Raw genomic sequence first — 20,029 nt, 5'->3', positions numbered from 1 at the left:
CAAGGAACGATATGACAGCAGTAGCATTGGTGACCGGCGCCGCCGGCGGCATGGGGCGGGCCATCGTCCGGCGCTTGGCGCAGGATGGGTTTTCCGTGGTGGCGGTCGATCTGGGCGAGGCGCCCTTGCGCGCCTTGGCCGACGAACTCGCGGGCGAAGGGCTGGAGATCCAGCCGCGCGTGGTGGACCTGACCAGCGAGGCGCAGCTGGTCGAGCTGGTCGACGGCCTGCCGCCGCTTGCGGCACTGGTCAATAGCGCGGGCCTGTTCGACGAGCGCAAGTATTTCGATCTCGGCCAGGATGATTTCCGGCGGATGTACGAGCTGAACCTGATCGCCGCGGCCACCCTCACGCAACGCGCGGCGGCGCGCATGGCGCCCGGGTCCAAGGTGGTGAACATCGCCTCGCGCGCCTACCTGGGCGCGCGCCACCATGCGCACTACGTCGCGTCCAAGGCCGCGCTGGTGGGCTACACCCGCGCCAGCGCGATGGAGCTTGCCGAAAAAGGCATCCTGGTCAACGCCATCGCCCCCGGCCTGATCGACACCCCCATGCTGCGCGCGCTGACGCCCGAGCGCATGGCGGCGCAGCTGGCCCTGCAGCCCACCGGCCGAGCCGGCACGCCCGAGGAAATCGCGCACGCGGTGTCCTTCCTGGCCGGGCCGCAAATGGGTTTCATCACCGGGCAGGTGCTGTTCGTCGACGGCGGCAAGTCCCTGGGCGGGTCGGGGGCCTGAGCCCCGCGCAACAACGTGCATCAGGGCGGCACGTGTGCGCCGACCCGCATGGCCTCACCAGGGCGCCTTGCCGCCCGATTGGGCCTTCTGTTCGAAGGCCGCGCACAGGTTGTAGGTGCCGACGTCCCCGACCACCGAGATCGTGCAGCGCGCCAGCGCAAAGAGATTGAGCTCGAAGATCTTGTGCCGTTTGGCCAGGTACATCTCCATGGGCAGCAGCGCCTGGGTGGGGCCGACTTCGGTGTGGGCCTCGTTGATGGCCTGGCGGATGGCGGCGACGTCGCCCATGTCGTTCAGGTAGCGGTAGTATTCCGAGAACGTCCAGATGGTGCGGTTCGGGCTGTCGAAGCTTTGCCGCAGATAGCCGTCCGCCTTGGCCCGGTTGCCCAGGATGCGATGCGCCATCGCCAGTCGATTGGTGACGGCGACGTTGCCCCGCAGGCTGGGCGGGATGGGCTTGCGCTCCAGCGAGGCCAGCGCGCGGCTCAGTTTGCCGCGATTGTTCGACACCAGGGTGTTCATGTCGAACAGGTAGGTGACCGGCGCGAAACGCGGCGGCGCCTTCCCCTGGGCCAGGCGCCGCTGCGCCGGCTCCAGATCCTTGGCGGCCAGCTGGATGGCCTTGAGGCGCGTGTCGCGATCCTGGTAGATGCTGGTGTTCGCCCCGGTCAGCTGCTTGCTGCAGGCCTTCAGGTTCTGGTCGTTGAGCTGCTTGATCAGCGTCGAGCAGCCGGTGTCGGGCTGCGGCGGCGGCAGCGCCTTGGATCCGTATTCCGCCAGTTTGCGCACCCCCATCTTGAGGCCGTCGATCGAGTAGCCGGCCTTGGCCAGGGTGCGCAGGGCGAACACGTCGGCCTCGCTTTCCTGGGCGACGTTCCAGCGGCTGTAGATCAGGCCCTTCGAGATGTCGTTGATGGTGTCGTCGAGCATGGCGGTATAGCCGCCTTCGCCCAGCGCCCAGCCCGCGGCCTTGACGGCGAAGACCGAGGAATCCTGGAACATGCCCTTGAAGGTGTCCCACGAATAGACGTGCCCCAGTTCATGGGCGATGATCGCCGCCAGTTCGTCCTCCGAGCCGGCCTGGGCGATCACGCCCGACGAGACCACGATCGTTTTCGGAGAAATCGTGTAGGCCTCGTAGCCGCTGAACGAGTCGACCAGGACCACGCAATCGCAGGGCTCGCCGTGCGCCGCCTCCAGCCGCCGGCGGATGCCCTGGATGTATTCGCTCAGCGCCTGATCCTGGACCAGGGTGCGGTCCATCTGGTGCAGATACTGGGTGTCGATGATGTTGACGGGGCGATCGTAGCCCGCGACCTCCTTGCCCGCGCCGGTGCCGGCAATGCCGGCGCAGCCGGCCAGGAGCGCGCAACAGATCATTGCAATCAGGGCTTTCCACCTCATTTCCGGCACGCCTCCCCGGCACCCTTGACGCTGGCCTGGCGGCTGTCCGACTTCAGGGACACCGGCACGGTGCTGCAGGCGTCGACCACCAGCGCCTGTTCGCGGTCCAGGGTGACGTCGCCGCGGTCGACCTCGTAGGTCTTGCCGTGGTGCTTGAATTGCAGCCGGTTGCGCGGCGCGCGTTGGGCGCGGACGGGCGGCTTCAGGCCCTCGAGGTCGGAGGCCCACAGGTATTCCCCGTCGGGCAGCCGCTGCAGTTCGACCAGATCGGGGTTGTTGATCTGCGTGATGCGGACGGTTTCCGCGGCGGCGATGCCGCCGAGCAGGGCGATCGATGCGCCGAAAAGCGCCTGTGCGATGCGTGCGCGCATAGTGGCTCCTTCAGGAACTATGGGTCGGGTCGGTCGGTGGGCTCGTCCTTGCTGAATAGCAGCAGCGAGACCAGGCCGATCATGAACAGCCATCCCTCCAGGGCGATGTCCAGGACGGAATAGCAGAACAAATAGATGAGCGTGATGAGGACGATCATCAGCAGCACCCATCCGGCGCGGCTGCCCAGGGCGCGCAGCCGGCGTCCGGCGATGTCGCGGAACGTGGGCTCGGGCGGCGCGGCCGGCCCCGCGGATGCCGGTGCCGTGCGGCGGCGCGCCCGATGGCGGCGGAGGCACACGAACAGGGCGATCAGCACCCACAGGACGCTGGATACGCCGCGGATGTTTTGTTCGCGCAGGAAGTCGCTGTCCATGCGGTTCAGGTTCTCGACCGCCATGGCGTGCAGGTAGACACCGGCCACTTTTTCATAGAGCGGGGTGTCGTGATAGTCGTTCAGGCTGGGCATCACCGCGCCCACCAGCACGACGTAAGGCGCGCCCTTGGGCAGGTGCGGCGGGCGCAGGCCGCCGGCCGGCATGGCGAACAGATCCTGCAGCCGGACCTGATGAAAGGGCATGCAGTGCGGGTCGGCGGCGCCGGGCGGATCGCCGGCGCCCGCATAGCGCAGCACCGTCTTGATGACGTATCCCGGCAGGTGGGTCCAGCGGTCGCTGCAGGCGGGATCGTCGCGCATTACCCACTGCAGGGACATGGCGCCGCCGTCCTCTAACCAATCACAGTCCTTGCCTTGCGCCGGGCACAGGTGCCGGTACAGCGCCAGCGCCGCGCTGGGGCCGGTGGCAGGCAAAGGGGAGGCGTCGTCATCCGGGCGCAGCGGCGCCCACAGCGGGTAATAATCCCCATGATCCTGCCACGCGGCGGTCGCCAGCATCGATCCCCGTCCGCCCAGCAGATCGAAGGACTCGGCCGACAGGGGCATTTGCACGCCGCCGCCGGCGAGGTAGACAGCCGGGCGGCGCTCGCCCGATCCCGGAGGATCCGAGATGCGCGCCAGGACGCGGCCCAGGGCGGCCATGTCGCCGCTGGCGGCCCGTGGGCGCTCGAAGAAAATATCGTAAAAGACCGCGACGGGCGCGTCGTCGGGATCGCCGGCCGATACCAGTCGCGACAGGATGCGCGCATGGTCCCGGTAGCTCAGCGGCCAGTCGTCGGCCTCCAGGTAGGCGGCGTCGGCCTCATGCAGGGCCTTGATGCTGGGGTAGTCGATGCTGACGACGGTGATCGGCGCCGGGTCGACCGGCGACACATACGCGCGCGAGCGGCTGATGTCCGTGGCCAGCGCCTTTTCGCTGGCGGTGGACAGGCCGAAGGGATCGGCCCAGATGACCCACAGGCCCAGGAACACCAGTCCGATGAACTGCAAGAGCGCTTCGATGCGGCGGTATGGCCGGGAATCGGTCCTGGGCATGGATGGTAGCAGGCCCGGAAAGGCTGCGGCGACGACATGAACCGCTAGATCATAACAAAAAGAATGTTCTGGACAATTTATGAAATATGTCCGGTGTACGGCCCCCCGGATGGCCGCCTTGCGCGGCGGCCGAGAGGGCGGGATGGGACGGGCGGCTTAGGATCCGACGGCCGACACAAGGGCCTGGGTGATGACCCGCGCCTGCTCCTCGCCCAGGTACGGATGCATGGGCAGGCTGAGGACCTCGCGCGCGGCGGCGTCGCCCGCGGGCAGTCGGGCGTCCGGGTCGGCCACGGCGGGCTGCTGGTTCAGGGGGATCGGATAGTGTACGGCGGTCGGCACCCCGGCTGCCTTCAGCGCCGCCTGCACGGCATCGCGATTCGGCACCCGCACCGTGTATTGCGCCCAGGCGCTGACGTTGTGGGGCTCGACGTAGGGTGTGGCGATGCCGGCTGCGCCCAGCAGGCGGTCATAGCGCCCGGCCACCTCCTGGCGCAGCGCCAGTTCCTCGGCGAGGATGTCCAGTTTCGGCAGCAGGATCGCGGCCTGCAGGGTGTCCAGGCGGCTGTTCATGCCCACCCGGATGTGGTGATAGCGGCGGTCCTGGCCGTGGCGCGCGATCTGCCGGATGACGGTGGCCAGCGCGTCGTCGTTGGTGAACAGCGCACCGCCGTCGCCATAGCAGCCCAGCGGCTTGCTGGGAAAGAAGCTGGTACAGGAAATGGTGCTGAGGTTGCCGGAATGGCGGCCCTTGTAGGTGGCGCCGAAGCTCTGTGCGGCGTCCTCGATGACCGGGATGCCATGGGCCTGCGCGATGGCGTTGATGGCGTCCATGTCGGCGCACTGGCCGTACAGGGACACCGGGATGATCGCGCGGGTGCGCGGCGTGATGGCGGCCTCGAGCTTGGCGGGATCCAGGTTGCAGGTGCGCGGGTCGATGTCGACGTAGACCGGGCGGGCGCCCAGCACCGCGCCGGTTTCCACGGTGGCGATGTAGGTGAAACCCGGGGTGATGACCTCGTCGCCCGCGCCGATGCCCAGCGCCATCTGGGCGATCTGCAGCGCGTCGGTGCCGTTGGCGCAGCTGATGCAGTGCCGCGCGCCGATGGCGGCCGCGAGGCGTTCCTCGAGCTCGGCGACCTCGGGGCCCAGGATGTATTGTCCGTGGGCCAGGACGCGGGCAATGTTGGCGTCGATCTGTTGCTTGATGCGGGCCTGCTGGGCCTTGAGGTCGATGAAGTCGATCATGTCGGTCGAGTTTCGGAAAAAGACCTATTGTAGGGCGGCGGGCCGCAGGATTCACGGATGACGAGGGGGATCTCGAGGTCGATGTGGCGCACGGGCGTGTCGCCGTTCATCGCCAGCAGGATCGAATGCGCGGCCTGCTGGCCCATCTGGAGTCCGGGCACGGCGATGGTGGTGAGTTCGGGCGAGGTGAGGGCCGACACCCCTTGGCTGTCGAAGCCGGTGATCGAGAGATCGCGCGGGACGTCGAGGCCCATTTTCTGGGCGGTGTGGATGGCCGCGATGCCATACATGTCGCTGGTGCAGACCAGGGCGGTCACCTCGGGGTGCTCGGTATGCAGGGCGCGCGTCACGCCGGCGGCAAAATCGGTGGACGTATGGTCGGGCGCCTCGAAAATCCGCAGGGGGCTGTCGATCCGGAGCGATGCCATGGCGTCGATGAAGGCCTGCCGCCTGGCCCGCTGCCGGTCGTTGGTCTGGGTGCGGCCGCAAATCATGGCGAATTCCCGATGGCCCAGGCCATGGAGATACGCCACCATGCGTTGCACCGCGTCGTAATTGTCGACGCCCACCGTCAGGAAGGGATTGTCCGGCAGCTTGGAATAGGTGCAGACGACCGGGATGCGCGTGCGCTCCAGATAGGCGACCAGCCTGCGGTCCTCGATCTGGCCGACGATCATGAGGGCCTCCGCCCCGTGCTCCACGAGCCGGCGCACCGGGTCGTGGATGTTCGTATTGTCAAAGCCGACGGTCACCAGCACGGTCAGATAGCCCTCGCGGCTGAGTTCCGTCTGGAACCCATTGAGCATCTGCGCATAGATCCCGTGATTCATCGATGGAAACACGGCGCCCACGATACGCGTGCGCTGCAGGCGCAAGGCCTTGGCCGAAGGGTTGGGGCTGTAGCCGAGATGTTCGGCGGTGGCGAATACGCGCTCGCGCAGTTCGGGGCGTACGGTCTGGGGCAGATTGAAGCTGCGCGAGACCGTGGCCACCGACACGCCGGCGGCCTGCGCAACATCCTTGACGCTGGCGCGCTTGACGGGTGATCCGGGGGTGGGGGCTGGCATGGCGAGGAGTGTACGTCTAGGAAGGATGGCCGTCGATAGGGATTACCCGAGATGTAAACGATACTCAAATCAACAGTATTAAATGTGAAAGGTTTTTTCGTATGGAGAGGCTGTGTGTTTTTACCATATTGTTTTCATTGGAGTAATTTTATTAGGGTTAACATCTATTTTTCAGTAATCGATTACATTTTACAGTGTCCACACCTCAGGCAAACAGACCTGAAGGGCTGCTTCGGCAGGACTGGACAATCAGGAGACTCAGACGATGAAGACGAAACGTTGGGGCGCGTTGGCCCTCGCAGGGGCGCTGGTCGGCCTCGCCATGACGGCGGGTGTCGCGCAGGCCGACACGCTGGACAAGATCATTTCCGAGAAAAAGATGCGCTGCGGGGTGCAGCTGGATTTCCCCCCGCTGGGCTTTCGCGACATGAACAATCAGCCCGAGGGCTATGACGTCGCCTACTGCAAGGACATCGCCAAGGCGCTGGGCGCCGAGCTCGAAATCGTCGAGACGCCCTCGCCGGAACGCATTCCCGCGCTGGTGTCGGGCCGCATCGACGTCCTGGTGGCCGGCACGACCATCACCCCGCAGCGCGCGCTGTCGGTGGCGTTCACCCAGCCCTACATCGTCCATACGGTCATGGTGTTGACCCGCGAGGACGCGGGCATCAGCAATTTCAACGACCTGAAGGGCCGCACAGTGGGTGGCGTGACGGGCACGACGCCGGCGCTGGCCCTGGAAAAGTTCGTTAAGGACTGGAACGACCCCAAGGCCAAGTTCCTGACCTACGGCAACGAGGCTGAAAGCTTCATGGCGCTGAACCAGGGCAAGATCGACGCCCTGCTGCTGGCCAGCGGCACCGCCGGCGCGCTGATCAAGAGCGGCCAGTTCCCGTCGTTCACGATGGCGGGCGAGGCACCGGTCGAACTCGACCTGGGCGGCATCGCGGTGCGCAAGTCCGACACCGAGTTCCTGCGCTGGCTGAAGGTCTTTGTCTGGAACCAGGGCATCACCGGCCGCTACAAGGAACTCTACAACACGTACTTCGCCCCCGGCGACGCGCCTGCTCTGGGCGTTCCGGGCATCTACTAAGAAGTCCTGAGGACAGGCGACGGCCCTTGGTGGGCCCGTCGTCGATACGGACGGGGTGGTGAATGTTCGATTATGACTTCTACTGGTCGATGGTGTGGGCCAAGTTCCCGATGCTGCTCGACGGGGCTTTCCTGACCATCCAGATCACCGTCCTGTCCGTCGTCCTGGGCCTGCTGGCCGCCATCCCGCTGGCGCTGTGGCGGCGCAACGGCAAGGGCACGCTGGCGCTGTTCGCCGGTGCCTGGATCGAGTCGGCGCGCAATACGCCCGCCCTGTTTCAGATCTACATGGCGTATTTCGGGCTGGGCGCCGTCGGCCTGCACTTGTCCAGCTATACCGCCTTGCTGATCGCCATCGTCTTCAACAATGCCGGATACCTGGCCGAGGTCCTGCGCGGCGGCCTCGAGGGCGTCGCGCCGCAGCAGGCGCCTGCTGCGCGGTCCCTGGGAATGAATGCGTTCCAGAGCTTCACCTACGTGATATTCCCGCAATTGTTCCGGATCATTTTCTTTCCGTTCGTCAATCAGGTGAATTGGGCGCTGCTGAATACCTCGCTGGGCATGATGATCGGCCTGCGGGAACTCACGGGCGCCACCCAGATGGCGCAGGCGGAATCTTTCCGGACCTTCGAATTCTTCCTGGTGGCCGCGGGCATGTACTACGTGATTGCCAAGATCATCAGCCTGGGCGCATTGACGGCCGCCTGGCGCATTTTCAGGGATTGAGGCCATGCAGTTCTCGCTGACGCCGTACGCCGGCCTGCAATGGTCCGACCTGTGGTTCATCCTCGAGGGCGGGCTGAGCACCATCCTGCTGTCCGTGGTGTCGGGGGCCGCCGGCACCATCCTCGGCTGCGCGCTGGGCTGGCTGCGCGAGCGCAGCCCGGTGTTCAGCTGGCTCATGGCCTTTCCGGTGGACGTCATCCGCAGCGTGCCGCTGATCATCCAGTTCATCCTGGTCAACAGCCTCTTTTCGGCGCTTGGCGTGCCGCTGGATCCGCTGGAGGTGGGCCTGCTGACCCTCAGCCTCTATATGGGCATGCAGACCTCCGAGCTGGTGCGCGCCGGCATCCGCGCGGTGCCCGTGCAACTGCAAAAGGCCGGCCGCTCGCTGGGCATGACGGGCTGGCAGGTCGAGCGCTGCATCACCGTGCCGCTGGTCCTGCGCACCATGCTGCCCGCCTGGATCGGGACCTTGATCGGCCTGACCAAGGACACCGCCCTGGTCAGCGTGGTGGGCTACATCGAGCTGCTGCGCGCCGCACAGATCGTCATCACCCGGTCCAACGAGGCCCTGTTGATCCTGCTGGGCGTGGGGCTCTTCTACTTTGTCATCTGCTACCCCATTTCAAAATACGGGCGATGGCTCGAACAGAGAATATAGGCATGATCGAGATCAGGAATCTGCACAAGAGCTACGGCGCGCAACCGGTCATTCGCGGCATCGACCTCACCATCACCAAGGGCGAGGTCCTGTGCCTGATCGGCGCCAGCGGCTCGGGCAAGTCCACCTTGCTGCAATGCATTAACGGCCTGGAGCCCATCGACAGCGGCCAGATCCTGGTCGACGGGATCGAGGTGCATGCGCGCGGCACGAACATCAATCAGCTGCGCCAGAAACTCGGGCTGGTCTTCCAGCAGTACAACGCCTTCCCCCATTTGACGGCCCTGGAAAACGTCGCCCTGGCGCCGCGTATCGTCAAGGGCATGAGCCGCGCGCAGGCACGCGAACTGGCGCGCGAGCACCTGGCCTACGTCGGTCTGGGCGACAAGGTCGACGCCAAGCCCGCGCGCCTGTCGGGCGGCCAGCAGCAGCGCCTGGCCATTGCACGCGCCCTGGCCATGGCGCCGGACTACATGCTGTTCGACGAGGTCACGTCCGCGCTGGACCCCGAATTGGTCGGCGAGGTGCTCGACACGATCCGCAAGCTCAAGGCGCGGGGCTTGACGCTGATCATGGTGACGCACGATATTGGCTTTGCGCGCGAAAGCGCCGATCGCGTCGCCTTTTTCGACCAGGGGCACATCTGCGAGATCGGCGCCGCGCGCCAGGTGATCTGCGAGCCGCGCGAAGAACGCACGCGCCAGTTCCTGCAGCGCGTCCTGTCCTGACCGGCGGGCCGGGCGTCCGGTCCCGCCATTCGGCCTACGGGCCTTCCCATCGATGGATCGACTATGACAAAGCGTACGTTTCATTGCATTGACAGCCACACTTGCGGCAATCCGGTGCGCATGGTGATTTCGGGGGCGCCGCAGCTGCGCGGCGACACCATGCTGGCGCGCCGCGACGATTTTCTGCGCAACCATGACTGGATCCGGCGCGCGCTCATGTTCGAGCCGCGGGGACACGATGCCATGTCCGGCACGATCCTGTATCCGCCGACGCGCCCCGATTGCGATGTGGGCGTCCTGTTCATCGAGGTCAGCGGCTGCCTGCCCATGTGCGGGCACGGCACCATCGGCACCGTCACCAGCATCATCGAGGAAGGTCTGATCGAGCCTCGCGAATCGGGCGTCCTCAGGCTGGACACGCCCGCGGGCCTGGTGCGGGCGGAGTATTTCATGAAGGACGGCCACGTCGACCGGGTGCGCCTGACGAACGTCCCGGCCTTCGTGCACGCGGTCGGCCTCGAAGTCGAACTCGAGGGCATGGGCATCGTGCGCTTCGATGTGTCCTACGGCGGGAACTTCTATGCCATCGTCGAGCCCCAGGACAACTACGCCGGCCTGGAATCCTTGACCGCCGCCGACATCCTGCACTACAGCCCCAAGCTGCGCGCGCTGGCCAACGAACGCTATTCGGTCGTGCATCCGGTGCATGAGGAAATCCGGGGCATTTCGCACGTCATGTGGATCGGCAAGCCCACCCAGCCGGAGGCCGACAGCCGCAATGCGGTGTTCTTCGGCGAACGCGGGATCGACCGGTCGCCGTGCGGCACGGGGACCTCGTCGCGTGTGGCCCAGTTGGTGGCGCGCGGCGACCTGGCGATGGGACAGCCCTTCGTCAACGAGAGCATCATCGGCACCTGCTTCACGGGTACCGCGCAGGAGCGCGCGGACGTGCTCGGCCGCCCCGCCATCATCCCGACCGTCGAAGGCTGGGCCCGGGTGACGGGGACCAATCTGATCACCGTGGACACGCGCGACCCGCTTGCCCATGGCTTTCAGTTGGCCTGAGGAGGCTCTTTTCATGGTTTCCGAGGTTTCAACATCGGCGCGCGGTCATGTGCTGATCGTCGGCGCGGGCGTGGTCGGCCTGGCCAGCGCCCGCGATGCGCTGGCCCGCGGCTGGCAAGTCACGCTCCTGGATCCGGACTTCGAGAGCGCCCGGGCGTCCAGCTTCAATGCGGGCGGTATCGGGATCAGCGAGGTCCTGCCGCTGGCCGTGTCGCCATTCAGCCTCAAGGCCATCGGCTGGCTGCTGGATCCGCTGGGCCCGTTGGCGGTCCGCTGGACCGCGCTGCCGCGCATGCTGCCCTGGGCCCTGGCCCTGGCCCGGATGCAGGACCGGGACCGTTATCTGGCCGCGGCACGCGCGCTGGCGGCGCTCATGAGCACCGTCTATGACGATCTAGTGCCCATGCTGCAGGACCTGGGTCTTGCCGGCCACTTGCATCGCGATGGCGCCCTGACCGTGTTCGAAACCGAAAAAGGCTTTCGGGACGAACAGCCGGAATGGGCGCTGCGCCGCGAACTGGGTGTCGCCTGGCGCGAGGTGCCGGCCGACGAGCTGGCCGCGATGGAACCGGGCCTGGCCCGCGTCTTTCATCGGGCGATCATGGCGGACGACTGGGGTACGGTCGAGGATCCCAGATCCATCGTCCAGGCCCTGGGCCGACAGGTGCGCGAGCGCGGCGCGCGGTTCATCCAAGGGCGGGCGGCTGGCCTGTTCATCGATCCCCAGGGCCGGCCCGGCGCCCGGGACGCGGACGGCCGGCGATGGACGGCCGATCGCCTGGTCGTGGCGGCGGGCGCCTGGTCGGACCGTCTGGCCGCCAGCCTCGGCGATCGGGTCCTCCTGACCGCCGAACGCGGCTATACCGTGACCCTGCCGCAATCCCGCGCCTTGTTGAACCGGGAGGTCATTTTTGCCGAACGCAAGTTCGTCGCCTCGCCGCTGGGGCCGGGCTTGCGGGTCGGTGGCACGGCGGAGTTCGCCGCCGCGGACGCGCCGGCGAATCCGGCGCGCCATCGGGCGCTGCTGCGCCTGGCCCAAAAGTTCTTTCCGTCCGCACAGGTGGACGATCCCGTCCTGTGGATGGGGGCGCGGCCCACCACGCCCGATTCGCTGCCGGTGATCGGTGCCTCGCTGCGCAACCCGCGCGTCCTGTACGCGTTCGGGCATGGCCACGTGGGCCTGACCCTGGGCGCGACCACGGCGCGGCACGTCGGCCGCCTGCTGGATGACGAGGCAGGCGCAGCCGGCGACCTGGCCGCTTTTTCGCTACAACGTTTCTCGACCTGAGGGGAGTCACATGCGTTTCAATAGAATGATCAACGTGGTGGGTGTCCACACTGCCGGAGAGCGCAACGACGTCATCGTGGGAGGCGTCCTGGACGTGCCCGGCAAGACCTTGTTCGAAAAGATGACCTACCTGCAGGACCAGGGCGACGACCTGCGCCGCACGCTGCTCTACGAGCCGCGCGGCACCGTGGCCCAGTGCATCAACCTGGTGCTGCCCGCCTGCCATCCCGAGGCGGACGTGGGTTTTGTGATCATGGAATCCGAATACTACGTCCCCATGTCGGGCAGCAACACCATCTGCACGGTGACGGCGCTGCTGGAAACCGGCATGATACCCATGCAGGAACCCGTCACCCGCCTGACGCTGGAGGCGCCCGGCGGGCTGGTCGCCGTCGAGGCGCAATGCGCCAATGGCAAGTGCACCAGCGTGCGTTTTTCCAATGTGCCGTGCTTCGTGTTCGCCCTGGATCGCAAGATCGAGGTACCCGGCATCGGGGAATTGGTCGTCGACGTGGCCTACGGCGGGATGATTTACGTGATCGTGGATGCCCAGGCCCTGGGCTACAAGATCCAGCGCAGCGAGGCGGCCGAATTGGTGGAGGTCGGCGAGCGCATCAAGGCTGCGGCCGCCGAACAAATCCCGGCCGTGCACCCCGAGGAGCCCGGCATCCACACCATCAACCAGACCTTGTTCGCCGGTCCGGTAGAGCACACCGAGCGGGGCAAGACGGCGCGCAACGCGGTGATCGTATCGCCGGGGCGGATCGACCGTTCGCCCTGCGGCACCGGCACCAGCGCGCGGCTGGCCGTCATGCACGCCAAGGGACAGATCGCTGTGGGCGAGCCTTTCATCCACCATTCCATCCTCGGCACCGAGTATGTCGGCCAGATCACCGAGACCCTGTCCGTGGGGCCCTACCAGGGGGTGCGGCCGACCATCGCGGGTCAGGCCTGGATCACGGGCTTTCACCAGTACGTGGTCGATCCCTCGGATCCGTTCCCGACCGGCTATACGCTCAGCGACGTCTGGAAGAAAGACCTGGGCTGACTCATCTTCCCTATCGGAGACACGCTATGAAATCAGTTTCCTGCCGGCGCGCCGCGATCATCACCGGCTCGGGCTCCGGCATCGGCGCGGCCATCGCGCGCCGCCTTTGCGCGCCCGGCATGGGCTTTGTCATCCATGCGCTCGCGAACCGCGAGGGCTGCGAGGCCATGGCGCGCGAGCTCGAGGACGCCGGCGCGGCGACGCGCATCGTCCTGGGCGATCTGGCCGATCCGGCGACGGCCGGCGCCCTCGTCGATGCGGCGGTCGAGGCCTACGGGCGACTGGACGTGCTGGTGGCCAATGCGGGATATCCGGTCCGTGAGCCCATCGGCGAGCTCACCCGCGCACAATTCGACGGCGTCCACGACGTGGTCACCGGCGGGTTCTTCGAGCTCGCCACCCGGGCGCTGCCGCTCCTGGCCCGCTCGGAGGCGGGGCGTGTGATTACGATCAGCACGCACAATGTGCATGTCTTCCGCTCGGATTACGCGTTCTTTCCCGCCTCGGCAGCGGCCAAGGCGGGGCTCGAGGCCCTCACCCGGGCGCTGGCCCTGCAGGTCGCCCCGCAAGGGGTGACGGCCAACTGCGTCGTGCCCGGCCTGATCGCGAAGTTCCATGGCGAGCAGTTCATCTCGGCCGAGGAATGGGAGGACTTTGCGCGCAAGATCCCCATGGGCCGGATCGGCAAGCCCGAGGAAGTCGCGGCCATGGTGGCGTTCCTCGCCTCGGCCGAGGCCAGCTACGTCACCGGGCAGGTCATCCACGTGAACGGCGGCTTTATCTAGTCTAGGGGCGCCTGGATCATCCAGGCGGGGCGTGCGGGCCGTGGCGCCCGAACGCCCCGCCCGCCCGTCACAGCCGCGGAATCAGCAAGCCGCCGTCGATGTCGACGGCGATGCCTGTTGCGAAGGGCAGCAGCCCCAGCACCAAGGTCGCCACTGCGCGCCCGACCTCCTCGGGCTCACCCCAACGGCGCACGGGGGACAGCCCCTCGTCGATCCTGTCGCCGTAGTGCTGCCGGACCTCCGCCGTCATGTCGGTGCGGATGAGGCCGGGGCGGATCTCGAACACCGAGATGCCGGCTTGGGCCAGACGCACCGCGAACAGCTTGACGGCCATCGACAGGCCGCTCTTCGAGACGCAGTATTCCCCTTTTTCGACAGAGACCAGCTCCGCATTGGACGAGGTCAGCGTCACGATGCAGCGGCTGTCGGTCCGTCCGTCGGCCAGCATGCGGCGCGATACGTTCTGTGTGAGAAAGAAATTGCCCCGCAGGTTGATGCCGACGATCTCGTCGAAGCGCTCGGGCGTCACGTCCAGCAGGTCGCCGCGCTGGCGGACCTGGATGCCGGCGTTGTTGACCAGGGCATCCAGCCGGCCGTATGCCCGGTAGGCCCGCTCGGCGATGGCGTCGTGCGTCGACAAGTCGGCGATATCGGCGTGTATGAATTCCGCCCGCGCGCCCAGGGCGGCGACACCGTCCAGGACCTCCCGCACGCCCGCGTCGTCGACCGCGTCGTTGAGCACCAGGTCGTATCCCTGGCGGGCCAGTTCGAATGCGGTGGCGCGCCCGATGCCGCGGCGCGCGCCGGTGATGATCGCGACCCGCCGGTCCTCGCGTGCTGGGTTCATGGCCGCCTCCTGGATTCGGGCGGGGGTACAGCCGGTGCGTGGCAGAACATGTGTTCTTCCTTTGTGTTGCCTGTTGATAGGTAAAGCAAATCTTTGCGCGGTGCTAGGCGGGCGTTGCGGCGCCCGCCATCAGCTTGCGTGCGATGATGATTCTTTGAATCTGATTCGTGCCTTCATAGATCTGGGTGATCCGCGCGTCGCGAAACAGCCGCTCGATCGGAAAGCCGCGAATGTAGCCGCTGCCGCCGAACACCTGCAGGGCGTTGGACACATGCAGGTTGGCCGCATCCGTGGCGAAGCACTTGGCGATCGAGCAGTATTGGGAGGCGTCCTCGCGATGGTCGAGGCGGCGCGCGGCATCCTGCACCAGCAGCCTGGACGCGTGCAGGTCCTTGGCCATGTCGGCCAGCATGAACTGGATGGCCTGGAAGTCCGCGATCGGCCGTCCGAACTGCCTGCGGGCCAGCGCCTGCTCCAGCGCGGCGTCGAGGGCCGCCTGGTGGATGCCGACGGCCAGCGACGCCATGCCGACCCGGCCCTTGTCCAGGGCGCCCAGCATCGTGCGCAGCCCTTTACCGGCCGTCCCCAGCAGGGCGTGCGCGGGCAGCTCGATGCCGTCGAAGTACAGGGCGCCGACCTGCGAGGCCCGCTGTCCCATTTTGTCCTCCGCGGGGCCGCGGCTGAATCCCTTGCGATCGGCATCCACGATGAACACGCCCGTGGCCTTGGGGTCATCCGGGGTGTCGATGCGGGCCAGCACCAGCGCGAAATCGCACACCGGCGCATTCTGGATCCATAGCTTGGAGCCGTTCAGCACCCAGCCCGTCCCGGTGCGCCTTGCGGTCGTGCTGATGCCGGCGAGGTCCGATCCCGCCTGCGGCTCGGTCAGCGCAAAGGCGCACAGGCGCTCGCCGCTCAGCAGAGGGGCCAGATAGTTCGTCCGTTGTTCGGGGGTGCCGTGCTGCGCCAGCAGGGAGGACACCAATTCCATCAGGCTGAAGTAATCGCCCACGGCCGCATAGCCGCCGGCCAGGGCCTCCATGACCATGGCGTACGTCCGGCAGTCGGCGCCGACCCCGCCATATTCCTGCGGCACGGTGACCCCGAACAGGCCCAGCCCGCACATCTCGCGATAGAGGTCGCGGGGAAAGCTCGCACTGCGGTCCAGTTCCGCCGCCAGTGGCTGGATTTTCTCGCGCGCGAACCGGGTCGCGGCCTCTTGCAGCAGTTGGCGGTCCGCTGCGGATACTGATTCATTGCTCATGGTCTGTTCGTCATTCACATTCATGTTCGATCTGGGATCGGCGCCTGCGTGCGAAGTCCCTCACCGCAGGCAGGCGCCTCGCTGCTTACTTGGCGGCCTGGATTTCGTCGTAGAGCTTCTGGCCGTCGGGGATCGACTTGAAGAGCTCGGTCTTCACGTCCACGACCGCCTTCTTGATGTCGGCGCGGTCGCTATCGATGATGGTCATGCCCGACTGCTTGAGCTCGGCCATCGCCTGGTCGTAGGTCTGCTTGTAGAAACCGGCGGCGTGGGTCATCGTTTCGGCCGAGGCGTCCTGCAGCAGCTTCTGGGTCTCGGGCGGCAGGGCGTCCCATTTCTTCTTCGAGTACACCAGCAGCGCGGGCAGGTACTGGGTCTTGGTCAGGTTGAAGTAGTCCGCCACCTCGGTGAACTTGTCCAGCGTGACGCTTTCGGGCGAGAAATCGCCGCCGTCCACCACACCCTGCTGCATGGCCAGGTAGACCTCGTTGTAGGCCATGGGCGTGGGCTGCGAGCCCAGCATTTCGTAGGTCTTGACGTAGCCCGGCGCCTGCATGACGCGCAGTTTCAGGCCTTCGAAGTCTTTCGCGTTCTTGATCGGCTTGGTGGACGCGATGTCGCGTTCGATCGCATAGAGAAAATCCAGGCCGACCAGGCCGTACTTGGGCAGCATGTCGAGGTATTTGCGCCCGACGGGGCCCGCCAGCACCTTGTTGGCCTGTTCGATGTCGTCGAACAGGTAGGGCGTGTCGAAGATCATGTATTCCTTGATGGTCGGGCCCAGCACGGCCTGGGCGGTGATGACCATGTCCAGGGACCCCAGGCGGGCCGCCTGGATCATCTTGACTTCCCCGCCCAGCTGCGACTGCGGGAACACGTTGACCTTGATGTCGCCGTTGGATTTCTGGGCGACGATCTCGGCGAACTTGTGCGAGGTCAGGTCGTAGGGGCTGTTGACCGGCTGGGTATGGCCCAGCTGCAGCTCCAGGGTGGCGGCCTGGGCCCCAAGGGCAAGGCCGGCCATGGCCGCCGCGAGGGCGAGCTTGATCGAAGTTGACGGTGTCTTCTTGGACATGTTGAATCCTCCTTGGTTTACTGGATCAGGATGAGGCTGAGCGAGGGCAGGTACGAGATGATCAGAACGTCGACGATCAGCACGCCCAGGAATATCAGCAAGGGGCGCATGAGGCGCTCCATGCTGACCCGCGCAACCTGGCAGACAATGAAGAGATTGATCCCCACCGGCGGCGTGACCATGCCGACGGCGAGGTTGACGATCATGATGACGCCGAAGTGCATCGGATCGATGCCGTACATGACGGCCACCGGTGCGAGAATAGGACCCAGGATCATGATCGAGGCCAGGGTCTCCATGAACATCCCGACGACGAACAGCAGGATGTTGATGAGCAGCAGAAAGACGATCGGATCGTCCGAGAACGCGGCGATTGCCGCGCCGACCTTCTGGGGTACCTGATTGATGGTCAGGATGTAGGCAAAGATCGAGGCGAAGGCCACCAGCAGCAGCACCACCGACGAGATCAGGGCGGACCGGCCGAAGATCTCGAGCAGCTCGCGCCAGCGAAGCTCCTTGTAGACGTAGATGCCCACGATCACGCCGTACACCACCGCGATGACCGAGGCCTCGGTGGGCGTGAACCAGCCGGTATAGATGCCGCCGAGGATCAGCACCGGCATGATGATGGCGAAAACGGAGTCGCGCACGGCGGGTCCCAGTTCGAGGATCCATGTGCGCAGGCCGATGCCATTGCCCCGGTCGTAGCCCATCCGCCGCGAGATGATGTACACGGTGAGGATCAGCGATAGGCCGATGAGGATGCCCGGGAGGATGCCGGCGATGAACAGGTCCCCGATCGAGACGTTCATCGAGGTGGCATAGATGATCATCGGGATCGAGGGCGGGATGATGACGCCCAGTTCGCCAGACGAGGCCGTGATCGCGGCGGCAAAGCGGCGCGGATAGCCTTTTTTCTCCATCTCGGGGATCACCATGGAGCCGATCGCCGCCGCGGTGGCCGACGACGAGCCCGACATGGTCGCAAAGAACATCGAGGTCAGGACGACCACGGCGCCCAGGCCGCCGGTGATCCAGCCGACGATCGCCTGCGCGAGGTTCACCAGGCGGCGTGCGATGCCGCCCTTTTGCATGAGGTTGCCGGCCAGGATGAAGAACGGCACCGCCAGCAGGCTGAACGAATCCAGGGATTCGAAGGCGCTGGAGGCCAGCATCATCGCCGGTTCGCCCCGATGCAGCAGGGCCAGCAGGGAAGAAAAGCCCAGCGCAACGGCAATGGGCATGCTCAATGCCATGAACAGGATCAGGCTGCACGCAAGGACGAGTATCATTTCAGTGAGCCCTGTGGCTGGGTTTCAGTGGCATATTGGTTGACGAGATCATCGATCTCGGTCTCGGCGCTGGCGGCGTGGCGGATGTCCTTGCCACGCGAGCGGGCCTCGAGGATCAGGGCGATGGTGTTGAGCGCCATCAGCAGGCCGCCGACCATCATGGCGGCAAAGACCATGGACATCGGGATGTCCATGACCGGCGACATCTCGATCTGGCCGAATTCCATCCAGCGCCAGCCGATCACCATCAGGGCCACATAAAAGCCGATGGACAGGGCGTGGACGATGTATTTTGCCGACTGGCCGATCCGCGCCGGCAGGTGCGTGACCAGGATGTCGATGCCGATCAATTGCCCGGTGCGTGCGCCGACGCCGCCCGCGATGAACACGGACCAGATCAGCAGGTAGCGGGCGAGTTCGTCCGTCCACGGCGCCGCGATGTGCAGCGCCAGGTGGGAAAAAACGAACCGGATCAGGATCCCGAAGAATATCGAGACCACCATGATGGCGAAGGCCAGGCCGCACAGCTTGATCAGCAGGCCGTTGAGCCCGTCCATGAAGCGGACGAACCGCGGGGGTGGGTTTTTGTCGTCCATGACCGTGCCCGCCGTCATGCAGTCGCAGCCGGGCGCTGGACGGCCCGCCAGTGTTTCTTCCCGTGCGCCGGGGCGTCGGCCGTGCGGACGACGCCCTGCGCGGCCAGTTGCCGGATCTGGTCGGCGGTGCAGCCGATTTCCTCGAGGATCTGGGCGCTGTGCTCGCCGGGCGTCAGCGCCAGCGTGTGCAGCGCCGGCGCCTTGCCGTCGTAGCGTATCGGGTGGTTGACCAGCGTTGCCGGACTGCCGTCGATTTCGATCATGCGGAATACCTCGTTGTGCAATGCCTGGGGATCCCGCAGCAGGTCGTTGTAGTCCTGGACGGGGGCGTACCAGAGCGAGAGCGCGTCGAACGCCTCGCTGATCTGGGCGATGGTGCGGCGCGCGACCTGGGCGGCGACCTCGCGGGCGTAGTCGTCGCGGTCCTCGAAGCGGTTCAGGTGCGCCATGTCCATCAGGGCGTCGCTCTCGAGCGCCTGGGCGAGCTTGACCGGGTCGATGTTGGAGATCGCCACGAAGCCGTCGAGCGCCTCGTAGACGCCGTAGGGCGACTGGTGGAACCACGTGGCCAGATGCTCGTCGCGCTGCAGTTTGGCGGCGGTGAAATTGCCGCTGAGAAAGCCCGTCAGGGCTTCGGCCTGAAGGTCGATGCCGGCGTTGAACAGACTGCCTTCAACCCGGGTGCCCTCGCCGGTGGTCAGGCGCTTGGCGTAGGCGCCCAGGATGCCCATGGCCAGCAGCGCGGCGCCGTGCTGGTCGACCGCCGCGCAGCCCACGGCGGTCGGCCGGGACGGGTGGCCGGTGACCGCCATGAGGCCTGTGCGGGCCTGCAGCAGCAGGTCCTGGCCGGGCTTTTCGGCCATCGGGCCGGTACCGCCAAAACCGGTGGCCGAGGCGTAGATGAGGCCGGGCTTGCGCGCCTTCAGCGCCTCGTAGCCCAGGCCCAGGCGATCCATGACGCCGGGCCTGAAGTTCTCGACCAGCACGTCGATGCGCTCGAGCAGCTTGAAGAACAATTCGCGGCCCTCGGGCGCCTTCAGGTTCAGGGCCAGGCTGCGCTTGTTCTTGTTGGCGCACAGGTAGAACGCGCTGACGTCGCCGACATACACGTCCGCGCCCGACCAGGCCCGTTCGAATGCGCCGCCGACCGGCTCCAGCTTGATGACGTCGGCGCCCATGTCGGCCAGGTATTGGACGGCGCCGGGCCCCTGCAGGTAGTGGCAAAGGCTCAGGATTTTCATCTGGCTCAGCATCGGTCTCCATTCCTCGTGGTATCTGCACCCGCGCCCGCAGCAAAGGCCGCTGGCC

General features: G+C 66.2%; 20 protein-coding genes. 9 read left to right on the top strand and 11 right to left on the bottom strand.

All coding sequences use genetic code 11. From position 1 onward, the window contains the following. Positions 1–11 precede the first annotated feature (11 nt). Positions 12–737 carry an SDR family NAD(P)-dependent oxidoreductase gene (locus tag OOZ48_RS17235; protein ID WP_269500056.1) on the top strand — a complete coding sequence of 242 codons (726 nt, stop codon included), beginning with the start codon at positions 12–14 and terminating at the stop codon, positions 735–737. A 54-nt stretch (positions 738–791) separates the two neighbouring features. Here OOZ48_RS17235 and OOZ48_RS17230 read toward each other — a convergent pair whose 3' ends face one another. The 5 genes from OOZ48_RS17230 to OOZ48_RS17210 all read right to left on the bottom strand — a co-directional run bounded on the left by OOZ48_RS17230 (position 792) and on the right by OOZ48_RS17210 (position 6,257). Then, entirely contained in the window at positions 792–2,141 is a 1,350-nt protein-coding gene (locus OOZ48_RS17230; RefSeq protein WP_269500055.1) for a M48 family metalloprotease, read from the bottom strand. Then, positions 2,138–2,512 (bottom strand): hypothetical protein, encoded by a 375-nt coding sequence (locus OOZ48_RS17225; RefSeq protein ID WP_269500054.1) that lies wholly within the window; start codon positions 2,510–2,512, stop codon positions 2,138–2,140. Before OOZ48_RS17225 ends, OOZ48_RS17230 begins: the two co-directional genes overlap by 4 nt. A 17-nt stretch (positions 2,513–2,529) precedes the next feature. After that, positions 2,530–3,942, bottom strand: a complete 1,413-nt coding sequence (locus OOZ48_RS17220) for a CHASE2 domain-containing protein (RefSeq protein WP_269500053.1) — start codon at positions 3,940–3,942, stop codon at positions 2,530–2,532. Positions 3,943–4,098: 156 nt separating this feature from the next. After that, a complete protein-coding gene (locus OOZ48_RS17215) occupies positions 4,099–5,190 on the bottom strand; it encodes a DegT/DnrJ/EryC1/StrS family aminotransferase (RefSeq protein ID WP_269500052.1) in 1,092 nt (363 codons plus the stop codon). After that, positions 5,187–6,257, bottom strand: a complete 1,071-nt coding sequence (locus OOZ48_RS17210; protein WP_269500051.1) for a LacI family DNA-binding transcriptional regulator — start codon at positions 6,255–6,257, stop codon at positions 5,187–5,189. The genes OOZ48_RS17215 and OOZ48_RS17210 overlap by 4 nt, the downstream gene beginning before the upstream one ends. Positions 6,258–6,522: 265 nt before the next feature. On the opposite strand from OOZ48_RS17210, the gene OOZ48_RS17205 reads away from it, so the two are divergent. From OOZ48_RS17205 to OOZ48_RS17170, 8 genes are all read left to right on the top strand, one after another. Beyond that, the gene (locus OOZ48_RS17205) at positions 6,523–7,350 is read left to right on the top strand and encodes an ABC transporter substrate-binding protein (RefSeq protein WP_269500050.1); all 828 of its coding nucleotides are present in this window, start codon (positions 6,523–6,525) and stop codon (positions 7,348–7,350) included. Between the two features lie 62 nt (positions 7,351–7,412). Further along, positions 7,413–8,075 carry an amino acid ABC transporter permease gene (locus tag OOZ48_RS17200; protein WP_269500049.1) on the top strand — a complete coding sequence of 221 codons (663 nt, stop codon included), beginning with the start codon at positions 7,413–7,415 and terminating at the stop codon, positions 8,073–8,075. A gap of 4 nt (positions 8,076–8,079) precedes the next feature. After that, positions 8,080–8,733 (top strand): amino acid ABC transporter permease, encoded by a 654-nt coding sequence (locus OOZ48_RS17195; RefSeq protein ID WP_269500048.1) that lies wholly within the window; start codon positions 8,080–8,082, stop codon positions 8,731–8,733. A 2-nt stretch (positions 8,734–8,735) separates the two neighbouring features. Beyond that, positions 8,736–9,461, top strand: a complete 726-nt coding sequence (locus OOZ48_RS17190) for an amino acid ABC transporter ATP-binding protein (RefSeq protein ID WP_269500047.1) — start codon at positions 8,736–8,738, stop codon at positions 9,459–9,461. A gap of 63 nt (positions 9,462–9,524) precedes the next feature. Then, positions 9,525–10,526: a 4-hydroxyproline epimerase gene (locus OOZ48_RS17185; RefSeq protein WP_269500046.1), complete on the top strand. Its 1,002-nt coding sequence runs from the start codon at positions 9,525–9,527 to the stop codon at positions 10,524–10,526. 13 nt (positions 10,527–10,539) lie between these two features. Then, on the top strand, positions 10,540–11,814 hold the full coding sequence (locus OOZ48_RS17180) for an NAD(P)/FAD-dependent oxidoreductase (RefSeq protein WP_269500045.1): 1,275 nt from the start codon (positions 10,540–10,542) through the stop codon (positions 11,812–11,814). Between the two features lie 10 nt (positions 11,815–11,824). Further along, positions 11,825–12,862, top strand: coding sequence for a proline racemase family protein (locus OOZ48_RS17175; protein ID WP_269500044.1), 1,038 nt, complete (start codon positions 11,825–11,827; stop codon positions 12,860–12,862). A 26-nt stretch (positions 12,863–12,888) separates the two neighbouring features. Beyond that, positions 12,889–13,647: an SDR family NAD(P)-dependent oxidoreductase gene (locus OOZ48_RS17170; protein WP_269500043.1), complete on the top strand. Its 759-nt coding sequence runs from the start codon at positions 12,889–12,891 to the stop codon at positions 13,645–13,647. Positions 13,648–13,714: 67 nt separating this feature from the next. Here OOZ48_RS17170 and OOZ48_RS17165 read toward each other — a convergent pair whose 3' ends face one another. The 6 genes from OOZ48_RS17165 to OOZ48_RS17140 all read right to left on the bottom strand — a co-directional run bounded on the left by OOZ48_RS17165 (position 13,715) and on the right by OOZ48_RS17140 (position 19,974). Continuing rightward, positions 13,715–14,494: a 3-ketoacyl-ACP reductase gene (locus tag OOZ48_RS17165; RefSeq protein WP_269500042.1), complete on the bottom strand. Its 780-nt coding sequence runs from the start codon at positions 14,492–14,494 to the stop codon at positions 13,715–13,717. 103 nt (positions 14,495–14,597) lie between these two features. Next, entirely contained in the window at positions 14,598–15,758 is a 1,161-nt protein-coding gene (locus tag OOZ48_RS17160; protein ID WP_269500041.1) for an acyl-CoA dehydrogenase family protein, read from the bottom strand. 85 nt (positions 15,759–15,843) lie between these two features. After that, positions 15,844–16,833 carry a TRAP transporter substrate-binding protein gene (locus tag OOZ48_RS17155; protein ID WP_269500040.1) on the bottom strand — a complete coding sequence of 330 codons (990 nt, stop codon included), beginning with the start codon at positions 16,831–16,833 and terminating at the stop codon, positions 15,844–15,846. 17 nt (positions 16,834–16,850) lie between these two features. Beyond that, complete coding sequence (locus tag OOZ48_RS17150) at positions 16,851–18,122, bottom strand: TRAP transporter large permease (protein WP_442867608.1); 1,272 nt, start codon at positions 18,120–18,122, stop codon at positions 16,851–16,853. Further along, positions 18,122–18,721, bottom strand: coding sequence for a TRAP transporter small permease (locus OOZ48_RS17145; RefSeq protein ID WP_269500038.1), 600 nt, complete (start codon positions 18,719–18,721; stop codon positions 18,122–18,124). The genes OOZ48_RS17150 and OOZ48_RS17145 overlap by 1 nt, the downstream gene beginning before the upstream one ends. Before the next feature lie 14 nt (positions 18,722–18,735). Beyond that, the gene (locus OOZ48_RS17140; protein WP_269500037.1) at positions 18,736–19,974 is read right to left on the bottom strand and encodes a CaiB/BaiF CoA transferase family protein; all 1,239 of its coding nucleotides are present in this window, start codon (positions 19,972–19,974) and stop codon (positions 18,736–18,738) included. Positions 19,975–20,029 lie beyond the last annotated feature (55 nt).

Origin of the sequence: Castellaniella sp. S9, from assembly GCF_027257175.1 — a bacterium.
In the GTDB taxonomy this organism is placed as follows: domain Bacteria; phylum Pseudomonadota; class Gammaproteobacteria; order Burkholderiales; family Burkholderiaceae_B; genus Castellaniella.
This window is presented reverse-complemented; position numbering and strand designations above follow the sequence as displayed.

Bases quoted from the DNA above. Each gene is read 5' to 3' on its own strand.
- OOZ48_RS17235 (WP_269500056.1), top strand. From the start codon at position 12: ATGACAGCAGTAGCATTGGTGACCGGCGCCGCCGGCGGCATGGGGCGG.
- OOZ48_RS17230 (WP_269500055.1), bottom strand. From the start codon at position 2,141: ATGAGGTGGAAAGCCCTGATTGCAATGATCTGTTGCGCGCTCCTGGCC.
- OOZ48_RS17225 (WP_269500054.1), bottom strand. From the start codon at position 2,512: ATGCGCGCACGCATCGCACAGGCGCTTTTCGGCGCATCGATCGCCCTG.
- OOZ48_RS17220 (WP_269500053.1), bottom strand. From the start codon at position 3,942: ATGCCCAGGACCGATTCCCGGCCATACCGCCGCATCGAAGCGCTCTTG.
- OOZ48_RS17215 (WP_269500052.1), bottom strand. From the start codon at position 5,190: ATGATCGACTTCATCGACCTCAAGGCCCAGCAGGCCCGCATCAAGCAA.
- OOZ48_RS17210 (WP_269500051.1), bottom strand. From the start codon at position 6,257: ATGCCAGCCCCCACCCCCGGATCACCCGTCAAGCGCGCCAGCGTCAAG.
- OOZ48_RS17205 (WP_269500050.1), top strand. From the start codon at position 6,523: ATGAAGACGAAACGTTGGGGCGCGTTGGCCCTCGCAGGGGCGCTGGTC.
- OOZ48_RS17200 (WP_269500049.1), top strand. From the start codon at position 7,413: ATGTTCGATTATGACTTCTACTGGTCGATGGTGTGGGCCAAGTTCCCG.
- OOZ48_RS17195 (WP_269500048.1), top strand. From the start codon at position 8,080: ATGCAGTTCTCGCTGACGCCGTACGCCGGCCTGCAATGGTCCGACCTG.
- OOZ48_RS17190 (WP_269500047.1), top strand. From the start codon at position 8,736: ATGATCGAGATCAGGAATCTGCACAAGAGCTACGGCGCGCAACCGGTC.
- OOZ48_RS17185 (WP_269500046.1), top strand. From the start codon at position 9,525: ATGACAAAGCGTACGTTTCATTGCATTGACAGCCACACTTGCGGCAAT.
- OOZ48_RS17180 (WP_269500045.1), top strand. From the start codon at position 10,540: ATGGTTTCCGAGGTTTCAACATCGGCGCGCGGTCATGTGCTGATCGTC.
- OOZ48_RS17175 (WP_269500044.1), top strand. From the start codon at position 11,825: ATGCGTTTCAATAGAATGATCAACGTGGTGGGTGTCCACACTGCCGGA.
- OOZ48_RS17170 (WP_269500043.1), top strand. From the start codon at position 12,889: ATGAAATCAGTTTCCTGCCGGCGCGCCGCGATCATCACCGGCTCGGGC.
- OOZ48_RS17165 (WP_269500042.1), bottom strand. From the start codon at position 14,494: ATGAACCCAGCACGCGAGGACCGGCGGGTCGCGATCATCACCGGCGCG.
- OOZ48_RS17160 (WP_269500041.1), bottom strand. From the start codon at position 15,758: ATGAGCAATGAATCAGTATCCGCAGCGGACCGCCAACTGCTGCAAGAG.
- OOZ48_RS17155 (WP_269500040.1), bottom strand. From the start codon at position 16,833: ATGTCCAAGAAGACACCGTCAACTTCGATCAAGCTCGCCCTCGCGGCG.
- OOZ48_RS17145 (WP_269500038.1), bottom strand. From the start codon at position 18,721: ATGGACGACAAAAACCCACCCCCGCGGTTCGTCCGCTTCATGGACGGG.
- OOZ48_RS17140 (WP_269500037.1), bottom strand. From the start codon at position 19,974: ATGCTGAGCCAGATGAAAATCCTGAGCCTTTGCCACTACCTGCAGGGG.